This window comes from Nocardia sp. X0981, assembly GCF_977089955.1.
Genome location: NZ_OZ372435.1, coordinates 5,084,652 through 5,100,797, shown reverse-complemented (window position 1 = coordinate 5,100,797; position 16,146 = coordinate 5,084,652). Strand labels below are relative to the sequence as shown.

General features: G+C 67.7%; 13 protein-coding genes and 2 riboswitches. Of the genes, 8 read left to right on the top strand and 5 right to left on the bottom strand.

What is annotated here, in order from left to right; all coding sequences use genetic code 11:
• Positions 1 to 320: 320 nt before the first annotated feature.
• On the top strand, positions 321 to 2,252 hold the full coding sequence (locus ACYR7D_RS22385; protein WP_459546489.1) for an acyl-CoA dehydrogenase family protein: 1,932 nt from the start codon (positions 321 to 323) through the stop codon (positions 2,250 to 2,252).
• Here ACYR7D_RS22385 and ACYR7D_RS22380 read toward each other — a convergent pair.
• The 4 genes from ACYR7D_RS22380 to ACYR7D_RS22365 form a co-directional block, all read right to left on the bottom strand.
• Positions 2,249 to 3,034 carry a phosphatase PAP2 family protein gene (locus ACYR7D_RS22380; RefSeq protein WP_459546488.1) on the bottom strand — a complete coding sequence of 262 codons (786 nt, stop codon included), beginning with the start codon at positions 3,032 to 3,034 and terminating at the stop codon, positions 2,249 to 2,251. The two genes, ACYR7D_RS22385 and ACYR7D_RS22380, sit on opposite strands and share 4 nt — an antisense overlap.
• Before the next feature lie 53 nt (positions 3,035 to 3,087).
• Positions 3,088 to 3,978 carry an NERD domain-containing protein gene (locus tag ACYR7D_RS22375; RefSeq protein WP_459546487.1) on the bottom strand — a complete coding sequence of 297 codons (891 nt, stop codon included), beginning with the start codon at positions 3,976 to 3,978 and terminating at the stop codon, positions 3,088 to 3,090.
• Positions 3,979 to 4,040: 62 nt separating this feature from the next.
• Positions 4,041 to 5,462, bottom strand: coding sequence for a DUF2252 domain-containing protein (locus tag ACYR7D_RS22370; RefSeq protein WP_459546486.1), 1,422 nt, complete (start codon positions 5,460 to 5,462; stop codon positions 4,041 to 4,043).
• Positions 5,463 to 5,529: 67 nt separating this feature from the next.
• Positions 5,530 to 7,212: a GMC oxidoreductase gene (locus ACYR7D_RS22365; protein ID WP_459546485.1), complete on the bottom strand. Its 1,683-nt coding sequence runs from the start codon at positions 7,210 to 7,212 to the stop codon at positions 5,530 to 5,532.
• A gap of 147 nt (positions 7,213 to 7,359) precedes the next feature.
• On the opposite strand from ACYR7D_RS22365, the gene ACYR7D_RS22360 reads away from it, so the two are divergent.
• From ACYR7D_RS22360 to gcvP, 7 genes are all read left to right on the top strand, one after another.
• Positions 7,360 to 8,031, top strand: coding sequence for a CDP-alcohol phosphatidyltransferase family protein (locus ACYR7D_RS22360; RefSeq protein WP_459550251.1), 672 nt, complete (start codon positions 7,360 to 7,362; stop codon positions 8,029 to 8,031).
• 43 nt (positions 8,032 to 8,074) lie between these two features.
• Positions 8,075 to 8,473 carry a glycine cleavage system protein GcvH gene (gene gcvH / locus ACYR7D_RS22355; protein WP_459546484.1) on the top strand — a complete coding sequence of 133 codons (399 nt, stop codon included), beginning with the start codon at positions 8,075 to 8,077 and terminating at the stop codon, positions 8,471 to 8,473.
• 150 nt (positions 8,474 to 8,623) lie between these two features.
• A complete protein-coding gene (odhI, locus tag ACYR7D_RS22350) occupies positions 8,624 to 9,109 on the top strand; it encodes an oxoglutarate dehydrogenase inhibitor Odhl (protein ID WP_030520553.1) in 486 nt (161 codons plus the stop codon).
• A 62-nt stretch (positions 9,110 to 9,171) separates the two neighbouring features.
• Positions 9,172 to 9,975, top strand: a complete 804-nt coding sequence (ftsR, locus tag ACYR7D_RS22345) for a transcriptional regulator FtsR (protein WP_459546483.1) — start codon at positions 9,172 to 9,174, stop codon at positions 9,973 to 9,975.
• Between the two features lie 201 nt (positions 9,976 to 10,176).
• Complete coding sequence (locus ACYR7D_RS22340; RefSeq protein WP_459546482.1) at positions 10,177 to 10,650, top strand: bifunctional nuclease family protein; 474 nt, start codon at positions 10,177 to 10,179, stop codon at positions 10,648 to 10,650.
• Between the two features lie 175 nt (positions 10,651 to 10,825).
• Positions 10,826 to 11,404 carry a MerR family transcriptional regulator gene (locus tag ACYR7D_RS22335; RefSeq protein WP_459550250.1) on the top strand — a complete coding sequence of 193 codons (579 nt, stop codon included), beginning with the start codon at positions 10,826 to 10,828 and terminating at the stop codon, positions 11,402 to 11,404.
• A gap of 94 nt (positions 11,405 to 11,498) precedes the next feature.
• Positions 11,499 to 11,598, top strand: a riboswitch (glycine riboswitch).
• Between the two features lies 1 nt (position 11,599).
• A riboswitch (glycine riboswitch) is annotated at positions 11,600 to 11,696 on the top strand.
• 48 nt (positions 11,697 to 11,744) lie between these two features.
• Positions 11,745 to 14,540, top strand: coding sequence for an aminomethyl-transferring glycine dehydrogenase (gene gcvP, locus ACYR7D_RS22330; RefSeq protein WP_459546481.1), 2,796 nt, complete (start codon positions 11,745 to 11,747; stop codon positions 14,538 to 14,540).
• A gap of 170 nt (positions 14,541 to 14,710) precedes the next feature.
• Here the strand turns inward: gcvP and ACYR7D_RS22325 are convergent, their stop codons facing one another.
• A complete protein-coding gene (locus tag ACYR7D_RS22325) occupies positions 14,711 to 16,060 on the bottom strand; it encodes a cation:dicarboxylate symporter family transporter (RefSeq protein WP_459546480.1) in 1,350 nt (449 codons plus the stop codon).
• Positions 16,061 to 16,146 lie beyond the last annotated feature (86 nt).

Genomic DNA, 16,146 nt, shown 5'->3' with positions numbered 1-16,146 from the left:
CGCAAGGGGTTACGCCGAGTGTCGGCGTAACCCGGGGTATCGGGAGAGGTCGGGGGGCGGGAGGTTGCTCCTTCCAGGATTCCTTGCGCAGCCATAGCCGCGAAGGTAGTGGCCGGAGGTGCCTCTTGCCCACCGTAAAACGGGCCCGATAGCTGTGATGTTCGTTACGCGATGGTTTATTTGACAGCGCAGCTGGAAATAGGGCGTCGATCCCTGCTGGATTCCGCCCTCGTCGCGGGGCGTCGTACCCGGTCGGCGGCGTGTTACGCATCGTGTTGGGTCACACCGGTGGCGTGACTACACGGATAGGCTCGAGAGGTATGAGCACCGGCAGCACTGCGACAGCGCAACGACTACGTCAGGCCCTGGACGGGCCCTGGGGCGATATCCGGGAACAGGCCCGCGCCCAGCTGGCTGGGGACAAGTTCGTCGGGGACCCCGATCTCGATCTTCCGGGCGCCCGCGACCGGGTGCTGGACCAGATGCGGGCGATCGCCGAACTCGGTATCGCCGAGCGCGGGTTCCGGCGGGAGAACGGCGGCACCTCGGAACCGGGCGCGGCGGTTGTCGGACTGGAGATGCTGGCCTACGCCGATCTCTCGCTCTGGGTGAAGGCGGGAGTGCAGTGGGGGCTGTTCGGGGGTGCGGTGGAGAACCTGGGCACCGAACGGCATCAGGAGTACATCCGCCGCCTGATCTCGCTGGACCTGCTCGGCTGTTTCGCGATGACCGAATCCGGGCACGGCAGCGACGTCGCGAATCTGGAGACCACCGCGACCTACGATCCCGCCACCGAAGAGTTCGTCGTGCACACCCCTACGCCGTCGGCGCGCAAGGACTATATCGGCGGAGCGGCCGAACACGCCCGGATGGCGGCGGTTTTCGCGCAGCTGCGCACTCCTTCCGGAGAACACGGGGTGCACTGCCTGCTGGTGCCCATCCGCGACGAAGAGGGCAACGACCTTCCCGGTGTCACCACCTCGGATTGCGGGCGCAAGGGCGGGCTGCCCGGGGTGGACAACGGCCGTATCGTCTTCGATCACGTCCGGGTGCCCCGGAAGAACCTGCTCAACCGCTACGCCGATGTCGCGCCGGACGGTACCTACACCTCCGAGATCGACAATCCCAGCCGCCGCTTCTTCACGACCCTGGGGACCCTGGTGCGCGGCCGGGTGAGTGTGGGTGGCGCGGCCGCCGCCGGGGCGCGCGTGGCGTTGAGCATCGCGCTGCGCTACGCGCTGAAACGCCGGCAGTTCGGTAACCCCGACGACGGCGGCGAAACCCTGTTGCTCGACTACCGGATGCACCAGCGCCGCCTGCTGCCGCTGCTGGCCCGCTCCTACGCGCTGGCGTTCGCGCAGAACGATCTGGTCCGGCGGATGCATCTGGTGCAGACCGGCCAGGATCTCGAGCCCGGTGCCCAGCGCGCGCTGGAGAAGCGCGCCGCCGGCCTGAAAGTGGCGCAGACCCAGCACGCCACCCGGACCATCCAGGAGTGCCGGGAGGCCTGCGGTGGTGCCGGGTACATGGCGGAGAACCGGCTGGTGACATTGAAGGCCGATACCGATGTCTTCACCACCTTCGAAGGTGACAACGTGGTGCTCACCCAGCTGGTGGCCAAGGAGATCCTCACCTCCTACGCCGACGAGATCCGGGATCTGGACGCGCTGGGCTGGGTGCGGTTCGCGGCGACCATGGCCGGTGACGTCGTACGCAAACGCTCCGGGGTGCGTCAGCTGATCCAGACCCTGCGCGATCGCGGCGGTGAGACCGTGGACGAGGGTGATCTCGGTAAACGTGCCACTCAATTGCAGTTGTTCGCCGACCGTGAGGACTACCTCACCCGTACCGCCGCGCACCGGTTGCGTGCCCGGGCGGAGGAGACCGGTCCGTTCGAGGCGTTCAACAACGCACAGGACCATATCCTGGCCGCGGGTTCGGCTCATATCGACCGGCTGGTGCTGGAGGCGTTCATCGAAGGCATCGCCGATATCGAGGAGGGCGAAGCGCGCGATCTGGCCGAGACGGTCTGCGATCTGTACGTGTACTCGGTCCTGGAGGAGAACGCGGCCTGGTACATCATGCACCGGTTCATCTCGGTGGAGCGCGCCAAGGCGTTGCGGCGCGGTGTGAACGAGCTCGTGGACCGGCTCCGCCCCGACGCGCTCACCCTTGTCGAAGCACTCGGGGTGCCGGAGTCGATGCTGGGCGCGGCCATGCTCGACGACGCGAGCGTGTACGAGCGGTCCTAGCAGCGGCCCGGGTCCGGCCGGTCGGCCGGCCGGACCCCGAGCGCCCGGGCGGTGCACACCGACAGCCGATACAGTCCGATCGCCAGGGCGATTCCCGCCGTGGCGCCCCCGACCACATCCGTGGCCAGATGGAAGTCGAGCGCGATCATTCCCACGGCGCCGGCGCACCAGCCGGGCACCGTGAGCGCGATGAGCACCAGCCGTGCCCGCACGGAACGGATCAGCAACACCAGCGTGGCCATGACCGAGACCAGATGCACGGTGTGCCCGCTGGGATAGGCCAGATAGTCGTGCAGCGATCGCCCCCACCACGGTTTCAGGGCCCAGGTGTTGATCGCGACCGCGATCTCGGGCACCAGTATCGCTGTCGCGGCCGCCCACCACCTCCGCTGCCAGGCGAACCATGCCGCGCCCCCGCACAGCAGCGCGAGTACCACTCCGGTATCGGTCGCCAGCGCCAGCACCTCGGCAACCCAGGGGCGTGGACCGAGCCACGGATCGACCCGGCGGCTCATATCCAGATCGAACGGCGTGGGTCCACCGCCCGGCGGGAAGGACAGCGGGATCGCCGCCGTCACCGCCGCGGTACTCGCCGCCACGACGAGCGAGCCGGACGCGGGAGCATCCCGGTGCGGCCCGGTCGCTGCCGCGGCGGTGGCGGGCGCGGGACCGGGCGCCGCGGAGGCACCCTCCTCGCCGGTTCGGGTTCCGTTCGGAAGGCGAGTACGGCCGGCCGCCCGGTCCGCGGCGAACGGCTCCGGCGCACCGGGTGCTGTGCTCACGCGACGACCCTATCCACCGCGCGTCCGCGCCGGGAAGCCCGCCGGGTGCGGGCTCAGCCCGGACCGTAGGTGAGCAGGGCGCTGAGTACGAACCACAGCACCCAGACGACTCCCACGAACATGCCGACGGCCAGCATCACGCGCATGAACGCCCGGCCGAAATCGATATCGCCGGCCTCGCGCGGATACAACCGCCACGGGCTGAACCAGGGGTCGAGGAAACGCCGGCCGGCGGCTTCGCGTTCGGCCAGCGCGAGATCCTCGGCGTACTGTTCGGCCTCCGCCTGAGCGGGCCCTCCGTGCCACAGCGTGACATCGATGGGGCCCAGGAAACCCTCCTCGAGCAGCCGCTGCGGTGCTGGGAGATACGGCAGCAATCCCATCCCCCGGAAGGTGAGCGCGACATCGTTGGCGGTCCAGCGGTGCGTTTCCCGCTCGGCCAGTACGCCGAAATAGTGGCGCAGGCGGTCGCCGTCGTCGCCGACGATCACATCGAAGCTCGGATCGTGCACCTTCTGCTCGATCTGCACCGGTACTCGCTGTAGTGGCACGATCAATGCCACCCCGTGTACCGCGCGCTGGCCGAGACCACGCGCGGCCAGCCAGCTCTGCAGGACGAAGGTATGTTCGCGGGAACGCTCGAGCAGGGAGCGATCATCGTGGCTTTCCAGGTCCGCCCGGACGCCGTTGAGCGTCCACTCGCCGGTGAGCGGAACCTGCAGGGTGCCGCCGCGCTGGGAGTGCAGTCCCGCGACATCGATGACGACGCAACTGGTCGGGGTCCAGACCACCGCGTCGAAGTGGTGGATGCCGTTCTGATGAGCCAGTGTGATGTTGACCGTCGCGACCCCGTGTGGGCTCCCCGCACCGTCCCAGCCGCTGAGCCAGTCGATCAGGGCCCGTTCGGCAACGCTGTCGGTGCTGTTCTGTACCTGCACGAGCATGGTGACCGCCCTTCGCGTCGAGGCAATGGCGGCGCCGGCTCCGGCGGCGCGCCTCTTCGAAACTACCGGTCCGGCTCCTCGGCCGGAAGTTGCCCGGCCCGAACGGCGGCCACGAGTTCGGCATGGTCGGCCTCGGCGCGGTCGGCGTAACGCACCGCGAAATCCGCTACGGCACTGTCGAAGTCCGTGCCCTGCCCTTCGGGATCGGCACCGAGATAGCCACTGATCAGCCGTGGGTCCAGTGAACGGGCGTGGGCGCGGGCCAGGAGCGCCCCGGCGAGACGGCCGTAGTCGTCGAGATCGTGTGCCTCGAGCTCCTCGGGCGCGATGCCGCCCTTGAGATTACGGAACTGGCGGACGATGAACGGCAGATCCCGGCTGCCGCCACCGGGCAGGGGCACCGACATGGTGGTCCAGCCGAGCAGGATATCGGTTTCGGTCTGAACCAGCCTGGCGCCCTGGACGATTCGCTTGCCCTCGTGCTTCGGGGGCGCGAGACCCAGTACCGGGGCCAGCGCCGCGGGTGCGGCCTGCTTGAGCTGCAGTACCAGGCACTCGCCCGCATTACCGTGCAGCAGCGCGATGTAGCTGTGCAGGCCGACGCTGCCGGTGCCGACGATGCGGAAGGCGATATCGGCCACCGCGAACCGGGCCAGCAGTTCCTGGCGGGATTCGCGCAGTGTCGCGCCGTAGCGCTCGAGCGCGTCGACGGCGGCGTCCTCGACCTCCTGGGTGACCGTGGTGAGCAGCGGCGGGTCACTGACGAAACGATGGCTTTCGATACCGGCCTCGTGGTCGTCGATATGTGTCCACTTCCGTACAACCTTCGCGCTGGTGTTCTTCCGGGCTTTCTTGGCGGCCTTCTTGAAGTTGTCGAGGAGGTCCTCGGCTTCGATGCGGCCGAGGACGGATTCGTCGGCGAGCGCGGACCAGGAGGAGAGGAACGGGCGTTGCGCCAGCGCGGCCGCGACACGCCGATAGCTGCGGGCGGCGTCCCGGGCGGCCGTGCGGCAGTCCTCCTCACCGGCACCGCCGACCCGGCCGGCGAGTACCAGGCTGGCGGCCAGCCGTTCGAGGTCCCATTCCCACGGTCCGGGCACGGTTTCGTCGAAATCGTTGATATCCATGACGATTTCGCCGCGGGAGGTGCCGTAGAGACCGAAGTTGCCGGCATGGGCGTCCCCGCAGAGCTGAGCCCGGAAGCCGGTGTCCGGACTGCCCGCGAGATCAATGGCCATCAGTCCCGCGGTGCCCCGGTAGAACGCGAACGGTGAGGCGATCATCCGGCCGATCCGTAACGGCACCAGATGGGCCAGGCGGTCGCGATGGGTGGCCTCGACGTACTCCCGTACCGAGGGCCGGCCCTCGGCACGGATCGCCCGGTCACGAGCCGTGCGGGGTACCTGTTCCCGGACGGCCGCGCCGCGGGCCAGTACGTCTTCGGCAGGGGTGTACGAGCGCAGGGAGATACGGCTGTTCGGCACCGGGCAAACGGTACCGGTGCCGCGGCGGCGGTACGTTCGCGTGGGCCTGCGGTACCCGGGCGGCGGCTCAGCCGGCGCGGGTCGGGGTGATGGGCAGCCGTAGCGCACCGGGCGCGGCCGCCGGGACCGTCGGCGCCACCGGTGCCACCGGGGCGATGCGCTGGTACGGCGTCCCCAGGCTCGGACGGCTGTCCTGTCGGCCTTTGTTGGGCCAGAACGCCATGGCCCGCTCCGCCTGTGCGGTGATGGTCAGCGACGGGTTCACCCCGAGGTTGGCCGTGACCGCCGACCCGTCGGCGATGTGCAGGCCGGGGTGACCGTACACCCGCTGGTAGGGATCCACCACCCCGGTTTCCGGGCTGTCGCCGATCACACAGCCGCCGATGTAGTGCGCCGTGGCGGGAATGTTCAAGGCGTCGGTGTAGAGGCCGTGGGTGTCCCCGTCCACCTTCGCGGCGAATCTCCGGCCGACCTCGTGTGCCAAGGGAATCCAGGTGGGGTTCGGCTCACCCTTTCCCTGCTCGGTCTCGAGCCGGCCGCGGCGCAGGAAGGAGGTGAGTGAATTATCGAGTGACTGCATCACCAGCAGGATCACCGCTCGTTCGGAGGCGCGGCGGGCATCGAGGCTGCGCAGGAACACCAGCGGATGCCGGAGGACGGCGAGCAGGAACCGCAGGAAACGGAACGCGCCGCCGTCGATCACCGGTGCCGACAACGGGAACAGGGCGTTCTGGCCCTTACCGTAGCGGCACACTTCGATATGGGTGTGCTCCTCGGGATGGATCGAGGACGTGATCGCGATACCTTCCGCGAAATCCCGGCGGTTGCGGCTCGCCACCACCAGGATCGCTTCGGAGTTGCTCCGGGTGAGCTCGCCCAGTCGCGGCGATATCCGCGGCAGTACCCCGCGGTCGCGCATGCGGTGCAGCAGCCGCTGGGTGCCCAGCGCCGCGCCCGCGAAGACCACCTGCTCGGCGGTGAAGGTTTTTTTCTCCTTACGGATCCAGCGGCCGGGGCGTTCGGTATCCACCGCATACCCACCGTCCGGTAGCGGGCGGACCGCGGTGACGGCGGTGAGGGCGTGCACCGTGGCTCCGGCCTGTTCGGCCAGATAGAGATAGTTGGTGGTGGTGGTGTTCTTGGCGTTGTGCGGGCACCCGGTGAGGCAGCGGGCGCAGTGCACACAACCGCGCCGGCGCGGTCCCGCGCCGCCGAAGTACGGGTCGTCCACCTCCGCGCCAGGATCCTCCTCGTTGAAGAACACACCGACCTCGGTGGAATGGAAGCTCGAGCCCACTCCCATGTCCTCGGCCACCTCACGGATCACCTCGTCGGCCGGGGTGGTCCGTGGGTTGGTGGCCACGCCGAGCATGCGCCGCGCCTGGTCGTAGTACGGCGCGAGTTCCTCTCGCCAGTCGGTGATGTGGGCCCACTGCCGGTCGGTGTAGAAGTCGCGCAGAGGTTCGTAGAGGGTGTTCCCGTAGATGAGGGAGCCGCCGCCCACGCCGGCGGCGGAGAACACGGCGCATTTCCCGAGTACGCTCACCCGCTGCGGTCCGGTGAGTCCGAGTTTCGGTGCCCAGATCGATTTGCGGAGGTTCCAGTTGCTCCGCGGGAGGGAGTCGGCGTCCCAGCGCCGGCCGGCCTCCAGGACGCCGACCCGGTAGCCCTTCTCCGTCAGCCGTAGCGCGCTCACGCTGCCGCCGAATCCCGAGCCGATGACCACAACGTCGTAGTCGAACCCTGACATGATCTTCCTCTCACCCGAGTCGATGATGAGATGGTTTCATACTCATCCTTTCATCGAGCGGTATGTGGGGATGCTGGCGCGGGCGGGCCGCCATACGGTAAGCACTGCCATGTGACGAGCGATCCGGGAACCGGCGAATCCGATACCGTGCCCGCGGCCCGGGGGCCCGCCGGTGCGGTGGGGCAGGTGCTGTCGGACCGGCTGCTCACCGTCCCCAACATCCTGAGCCTGTTGCGGCTGATCGGCGTACCGGTCTTCCTCTGGTTGCTGTTGGTGGAGCGAGCCGACGGCTGGGCTTTCGCGCTGCTGGTCCTCAGTGGCCTCACGGATTTCCTGGACGGCAAACTGGCCCGCCTGCTCGACCAGTCCTCCCGGCTCGGCGCGGTGCTGGATCCCTTTGTCGACCGCCTCTATCTCGTGACCACCCTGGCCGCCTTCGTCGCGCGGGGCCTCATCCCCTGGTGGGTCGCGGCCCTGCTGATCGGCCGCGATCTGGTGCTGAGCCTGACCCTGCCGGTCTACCGCCGGCGCGAGCTCGCTCCACCCGAGGTCATCTACCTGGGAAAGGCCGCCACGTTCGCGCTGATGTCGGCGTTGCCCTGGCTACTGGCCGGGCAGATGGACTGGCCCGGTGACGGTTTCGGCCGGGCCTTCGGCGGGGCATTGCTGATCTGGGGTACGGCCGTCTACGTGTGGACGGGACTGCTGTATCTGGGCCGGGCGATCGCGGTCGCCCGGACGGTCCCACGCCCGCCGGACCGGCGCCGTGGCACACCGGGCCGGGATACCGGCGCGGCGGAAGGCGACGGGCTCGCATAGAGTTGCGGGCATCGTGCACGACGACACGAGGAAAGGACACCATGTGAACCGGGTTCCCGAGGAGCTGCGTTACACCGCGGAACACGAATGGGTACGTCGTATCGAGCCCACTCGCGTCCTGGTGGGGATCACCGATTACGCCCAGTCGCAACTCGGTGACGTCGTGTTCGTGCAGTTGCCCGAAGTCGGCGTCGAGGTTGCCGCTGGGGACGGTATCGCCGAGGTCGAATCGACCAAGAGCGTTTCCGATATCTACGCTCCACTGAGCGCGGAAGTCGTTGCGGTGAACCACGAATTGGAGACGGATCCGGAAACGCTGAATACCGATCCCTACGGTGAAGGGTGGTTGTTCGAGCTCGCGGTGGCCGATGCGGCCGCATTGGAGTCCAAGCTCGGCGAACTGCTCGATGCCGCGGGTTATCAAGGAGTTATCGGGGGCTGATCCGGCCTTCCCGGTTCTACCTGCACGGGCACGGCCCGGCAGGGTACGGTCAATGCCAACGGATGTGCCGCCCGGAGTCGGGGCTACGGAGCCACGTCGGATCGCGGCATCTGCCTGCATGGTTTATGAGGTTCGAGGAGGAGAGAAACGGTGAGCGAGAACAAAGACCCGGGTTACGGGGAGACCGCGGCCGAGACGACGTCGGTCTTCCGCGCGGATTTCCTGAACGAGGTCGACGCATCGCGCTCCGGCGAGCCGACCGGCGAACAGCCGGTGCAGGGTGTCGAAGGTCTTCCGGTCGGGGCGGCGCTGCTGGTCGTCAAACGCGGCCCGAACGCGGGTTCGCGATTCCTGCTGGACCAGCCCACCACGTCCGCCGGTCGTCATCCTGACAGCGATATCTTCCTCGACGATGTCACCGTCAGTCGCCGCCATGCCGAATTCCGGCAGGACGAGGATTCCTTCCAGGTCGTGGATGTGGGCAGTCTGAACGGTACCTACGTCAACCGCGAGCCGGTGGATTCCTCGGAGCTGCAGAACGGTGACGAGGTGCAGATCGGCAAGTTCCGGCTGGTCTTCCTCACCGGTCCGCGGACCCAGGAGGCCGGTTCGGCGGCCGGTGCCGGAAGTCTCTGAGCGGCCGACGATCGGTGCGCCGGTCCGGGTGATCGGCGCTTCGGCATGAAAGACTCGAGGTCATGACAGGCGCGGCGCAGCAGTGGGCGCACGGAGGGATGTCGATCGGCTCCGTGCTCGATCTGCTGCGCCCGGATTTTCCGGATATCACCATTTCCAAGATCCGCTTCCTGGAAGCGGAGGGTTTGATCCGGCCGGAACGTACGCCATCGGGATATCGCCGGTTCTCGATCGCCGATTGTGAACGTCTGCGCTTCGTACTCACGGCGCAGCGTGACCAGTACCTCCCCCTGAAGGTGATCAAGGAGCAGCTCGAGGCGATCGACAGCGGAGCCGCGACGCTCGGGGTGCGGGAAGCGCGTGCCCGGGCTCGGATTGCGCGCCCGGAGACCGCTCAGGCCGTCTCCGGGGAGGAGTCCACGGCTCCGCGCCCGCCCCGCCGGCTGGGGGTACCACCGGGGCGGATCACCCCCGACGAATTCGAATTCGATCACGAGATCCGGGTGACTCGTGCCGATCTGCTCGATCGGGCCGGTATCGACGAGAAATTTCTCACAGATCTGATCCGGGCCAATCTGATCACTCCGGGGCCCGCCGGTTTCTTCGACGCCGATGCGGTCACCCTGGCCGCCACGGCGAAGGCGATGGCCGAATTCGGTTTGGAGGCGCGGCATCTACGCGCGTTCAAACTCGCGGCGGACCGGGAAGCCGCGCTGGTCGCCCAGATCGTGGCGCCGATCGCCAAGAGCCGCGACGCGGGGGCTCGGGCCCGGGCGGAGGAGACGGTGCGCGAACTCGCCGCGCTGTCGCTCACGCTGCACGCCAGCCTGGTGAAGACGTCGGTGCGCAACTCGCTGGGTGGATGACCGCCCTGGGCCACGTGCCCGGCTTTTCCGGACGTATTCTTCCCGGCCTGTGGTGAGGCGTGGCCGGGTACGCGCAGGGCAACACACCGGTTCCGGTGTTCGACAGCCGTCGCGGCGCTGCCGGGAATTCGCCTAGACTCATGGTACGGCGAGCCCTGCATCGGCGAGGGCGGGCAGCCGGGGAGTATGGGAGGCAGTGCGATGAGCGAAATGCGCGTGATCGGCATCCGGGTCGAGCAGCCACAGAACCAGCCCGTCCTGCTGCTGCGGGAGGCGAACGGAGAGCGTTATCTGCCCATCTGGATCGGGCAGGCGGAGGCCACGGCCATCGTGCTCGAACAGGAGGGTGTCACCCCGATCCGGCCCCTCACCCACGATCTGATCAAAATCTTGATCGCTGATCTCGGTCATACCCTCGAAGAGGTTCATATCGTGGATCTCAAGGAGGGCACCTTCTACGCCGATCTGGTGTTCGAGAACGAGGTGCGTATCTCGGCGCGTCCGTCCGATTCGGTGGCCATCGCCCTGCGTGTCGGCTGCCCGATCTACGCGGCGGAATCGGTGCTCGAGGAAGCCGGTCTGGTGATGCCGGACGAACGCGAGGACGAGGTCGAAAAGTTCAAGGAGTTCCTCGAGTCGGTATCTCCCGACGATTTCAAAGCGACCGATAGTTGAGTCGCCCGTATTTTTTCTAGACCTCAACTACAGGTCGAGACTGTTACCGCGCGTCGCGTTTGGATCGGCACTGCTGCGACCGAGAGAATGGGAAGAGTAGCCTCACAGTCGGCGCCGGACCGTCGGCTATGGGCACAGATCGGCGGAGCAAGGGAGTAGTTCAGTGGCAGAGCATATGCGGGATATGCGGTCGGAATTCGGCCCGCCTCGGCGCTACGAAATACAACCCGGATTGTTCCCCGACGATTCGGTTCCCGACGACCTGGTCGGATACCGGGTGCCGACGGCCTGTCAGGTCGCCGGTATCACCTACCGGCAACTGGACTACTGGGCGAGAACCGGCCTCGTGGCCCCCTCCATCCGGAGTGCCGCCGGCTCCGGGAGCCAGCGGTTGTATTCGTTCAAGGACATCCTGGTCCTGAAAATCGTGAAACGCCTCCTGGACGCCGGTATTTCGCTGCAGAACATCCGCATCGCCGTGGATCATCTGCGCAGTCGTGGGGTACAGGATCTGGCGAATATCACCCTCTTCTCCGACGGGACCTCGGTATACGAGTGCACCTCGCCGGAAGAAGTGGTCGATTTACTGCAGGGCGGGCAGGGAGTCTTCGGTATCGCGGTGAACAGCGCCATGCGCGAACTCACCGGGGCCATTGCCGCTTTTCCGGCGGAACGCGCTTCCGAAACCACCGACCGCCCCGAGGACGAGCTTTCCTACCGCCGCAAAGCGCGGCTGACCCGTAAAACCGGATAGGCGCCGGCGTACCCGGTCGACTGTGACAAGGGTAACGACACCCACCCGGTGAGTGCCGGTACGGCCGGGTCATCGAGATAAACTGACCAGGCGTCGCAGCCGTGCGGGAGAGTCCCGGGTCCTCGCCGGATCCGGGCGCCGAAGGAGCAGCACCTCCCCGTCAATCTCTCAGGCCCCAGGACCGTACGGGAACCGGCGCCTCTGGAAAGTGGCGGCTGCGGGCCGTCCGCCCAAGGTGAAAGGCGACCGGCGGGTCACCGAAGCTCTCAGGCGCCGCGACAGAGGGGGAGGGCCTCGTACCGACCGCTACCGGTCGGACGCCCACACCCAGGGAGCCGTGGTGACCCAGAGCTTCGCAGACCGGCACATAGGACCCGACGTCCACGAATTCGCGCGGATTCTCGACGCGATCGGCGTCGCTTCCGCCGAGGACCTCGCGGCGGCGGCACTGCCCGCCGGTATCCGCGCCGCCGAGCCGCTGTCCGGGTTGCCCGCAGCCGGAAGTGAACACGAGGTACTGGCCGAGCTGACCGCGCTCGCCGCCGCCAATCGGGTCGCCACCTCGATGATCGGCTTGGGCTACTACGACACCCTCACCCCACCGGTACTGGTGCGCAACCTGCTGGAGAACCCGGCCTGGTACACCGCCTACACGCCCTATCAGCCGGAAATCAGTCAGGGGCGGCTCGAGGCCCTGCTCAATTTCCAGACCATGGTGACCGATCTGACCGCCATGGACGTCGCGAACGCCTCCATGCTGGACGAGGCCACCGCTGCCGCGGAGGCGATGACCCTGCTGCGTCGCGTGAAACGCGGCGCCGGTACCCGCCTGGTGGTGGACCGGGATCTGTTCCCCCAGACCCGCACCGTGCTGACCACGCGAGCCGAGCCCCTCGGCATCGAGATCGTCGAAGCCGACCTCGCCGCGGACGGGCTGCCCGAGGGGGATTTCTTCGGGGTGCTGCTCCAGATACCGGGCGCTTCCGGACGTCTCGTCGACTGGAGCGGGACGATCGCACAGGCGCACGCCCGTGGCGCGCTGGTCGCGGCCGGAGCGGACCTGCTGGCGCTCACTCTGGTGACCCCGCCCGGGGAGCAGGGCGCCGATGTCTGTTTCGGCACCACACAGCGCTTCGGGGTGCCGCTGGGATTCGGGGGCCCGCACGCCGGCTACCTGGCGGTACGTGCCGACTACGCCCGGCAGTTGCCGGGCCGGTTGGTAGGGGTGTCCAAGGATGCCGACGGCGCGCCGGCCTACCGGCTGGCCCTGCAAACCCGTGAACAGCACATTCGCCGGGAAAAGGCCACTTCGAACATCTGTACCGCGCAGGTGCTGCCGGCCGTCGTGGCCGCGATGTATGCCTGCTACCACGGTCCGGACGGGTTGCGGTCCATCGCGCGCCGGGTGCACGGATACGCCGCCCGCCTGGCCGCCGCACTGGGCGAGAGCCTGGTACACGACGCCTATTTCGACACCGTACTGGCCCGGATCCCCGGACAGGCCGAAAGCGTGGTCGCCAAGGCGGCCTCGCACGGAATCAATCTCCGGTTGGTCGACGCGGACCACGTGGCGGTGGCCTGTGACGAAGCCACCACCGACGAGCACGTATCCGCGGTGCTCGACGCATTCGGGATCGCGCCGGCCGAATCCGGCAGCGCCGGGATCGCCGAGCGGACCTCGGAGTTCCTGACCCATCCGGCCTTCACCCGCTACCACACCGAAACGGCCATGCTGCGCTATCTGCGCGAGCTCTCCGACAAGGACATCGCGCTCGACCGCAGCATGATCCCGCTCGGTTCGTGCACCATGAAGCTCAACGCCACCGCCGAGATGGAACCGATCACCTGGCCCGGTTTCGCCCGCCTGCATCCGTACGCACCGGCCGGTGACGTGCCCGGCCTGCTGCGGTTGATCGAGGATCTGCAGCGCTGGCTGGCCGAGATCACCGGATACGATTCGGTGAGCCTGCAGCCGAACGCCGGTAGCCAGGGCGAGTACGCGGGGCTGCTGGCCATCCGCCGCTACCACCTCGACCGTGGCGACACCCGCCGCGACACCTGCCTCATCCCCTCCAGCGCCCACGGCACCAATGCCGCCTCCGCGGCGATGGCGGGTCTGCGCGTGGAAGTGGTGAAATGCCGGGACAACGGTGATGTGGATCTCGACGATCTCCGCGCCAAGATCGCCGACCACGCGGAACGGCTGGCATGCATCATGATCACCTATCCGTCCACCCACGGCGTGTACGAAAAGGAAGTCGCCGAACTGTGCGAGCTGGTGCACGAGGCCGGTGGTCAGGTCTATGTGGACGGCGCGAACCTGAACGCGCTGGTGGGCCTGGCCCGTCCGGGCCGGTTCGGGGGTGATGTCAGCCATCTGAATCTGCACAAGACCTTCTGCATCCCGCACGGCGGCGGTGGCCCGGGGGTGGGTCCGGTGGCGGTCCGGGCGCATCTGGCGCCGTATCTGCCCGGTGACCCGCTGGTCACCGATTCGCACGCGGTTTCGGCGGCGCACTACGGTTCGGCATCCATCCTGCCGATCACCTGGGCCTATATCCGGATGATGGGTGCCGAAGGCCTGCGCCGGGCCACGCTCACCGCGATCGCCTCGGCCAACTATCTGGCCCGTCGGCTCGCGGCGTACTACCCGGTGCTCTACACCGGCGACAACGATATGGTCGCCCACGAATGCATCCTGGATCTGCGCGAGATCACCAAGCGGACCGGTGTGACCGTCGACGATGTGGCCAAACGCCTCGCCGACTACGGTTTCCACGCGCCCACCATGAGCTTCCCGGTGGCGGGCACGCTGATGGTGGAGCCGACGGAAAGTGAGAACCTGGCCGAACTGGACGATTTCGTCGAGGCGATGATCGCCATCCGGCGCGAGATCGATGAGGTGGGTTCGGGCGTCTGGCCGGCCGAGGACAATCCGCTGCGCAACGCGCCGCACACCGCGGCGAGCCTGGTCCGGGAATGGGACCACCCGTACAGCCGCGAGGTGGCGGTGTATCCGCGCGGGCTCGCGCATCCCCGCGCGAAGGTATGGCCGGCGGTCCGCCGCGTGGACGGTGCGTTCGGCGACCGCAACCTGGTGTGCACCTGCCCGCCCCCGGAGGCCTACGCCGACTGACGTCGGGGTGTACCGGTGCTCTCACCGGTACACCCCCGGCCGGGGCGCCCGATCCGGGAGGACTCCGAGTCGCGATGCGCCCGATCCGGGTGCAGCCGTGCGCGGCCGAGGCCCGGTGGGCACACGCCTCGGCCGCGGCCCCACCGCTCCCGGGAGGGGCCCGCCGGGCATCACGCCGGGACGAGCACCTTCTCGTCGTCTGCGTCCGGGCCCACGCCGTGCTCGTCCACCATCGTCTGCTCGTCGAACGGAAGCTTCCGGTCCAGGACGTCACGGACCTGCCCGGGATCCAGGGTCTTGGTCCAGGTGCCGATCAGCAGGGTGGCCACCGCGTTCCCGGAGAAGTTGGTGAGGGCCCGCGCCTCGGACATGAAACGGTCGATACCGACGATCAAACCGACACCGTCGAGAAGTTCGGGCCGATGACTCTGCAACCCACCCGCCAGCGTGGCCAGGCCCGCGCCGGTGACACCGGCCGCTCCTTTGGAGGCCACGATCATGAAGACCAGCAAACCGAATTGTTCGCCCAGGGTCAGCGGCTGCCCCAGGGCGTCGGCGATGAAGATCGAAGCCATGGTCAGGTAGATGGCGGTGCCGTCGAGATTGAAGGAATAGCCGGTCGGTACGACCACGCCGACGGTGGTGCGTTCCACCCCCATATGTTCCATCTTCGCGATCAGGCGCGGCAGCGCCGACTCCGACGAAGACGTGGCCACGATGAGCAGATATTCACGCGCGAGGTAACGGCACAGTTTGAAGATCGACACTCGCGAAACCAGCCGCAACAGCACTCCGAGAACCCCGAAGACGAACAGCAGGCAGGTCAGATAGAACGCGATCATCAGTGTCGCCAGTTGGAGCACGGCATTCAGGCCGGTGCGGCCGACCACATCGGCCATCGCGCCGAAGGCCCCGATCGGAGCCAGCCAGAGGATCATCACCAGAATCCGGAAGACCAGTTTCTGGACGAGTGCGATACCACGCAGTATCGGCTCACCGGAGGACCCCATCGCCTGTACCCCGAAGCCCACCAGCAGCGCGACGAACAACGCCTGCAGGACACTGCCCGCCGTGAGCGAGGAGACCAGCGTCGTGGGGATGATGCCCTGAACGAATTCCACAGTGCCACCGGCGCCGTGCGCTTCCTCGGCGTACCGCGCGCCCTGGCCGGCCGCATCCTCGAGGTTCATCCCGGTCCCCGGATCGAGCAGGTTGCCGACCAGCAGGCCGATCCCCAGGGCCACGGTCGACATGGCCAGGAAGTATCCGATGGCCAGGCCACCGACCTTGCCCACTGTGGCGGCCGCGCGCACCGAACCGATACCGAGCACGATCGTGCAGAAGATCACCGGTGCGATCATCATCTTGATCAGGTCGACGAACATGGTGCCCAGTGGTGCCAGCGCCCGGCCGGTACCGGGCGCGAGCCAGCCGACGAGTATGCCCGCCAGGACGGCGCCGACAACCGCCAGATAGAGCCAATGGGTGCGATCGCGTCGCGTTCGAGTCCGGTCCACCATGACCTGATCTCCTCCGAATCGTAGTGCCCGGGCGAGGTGAACCCGGCCACCGCGCCCTGTGCAGAATGATGGTCTGATACGTGACA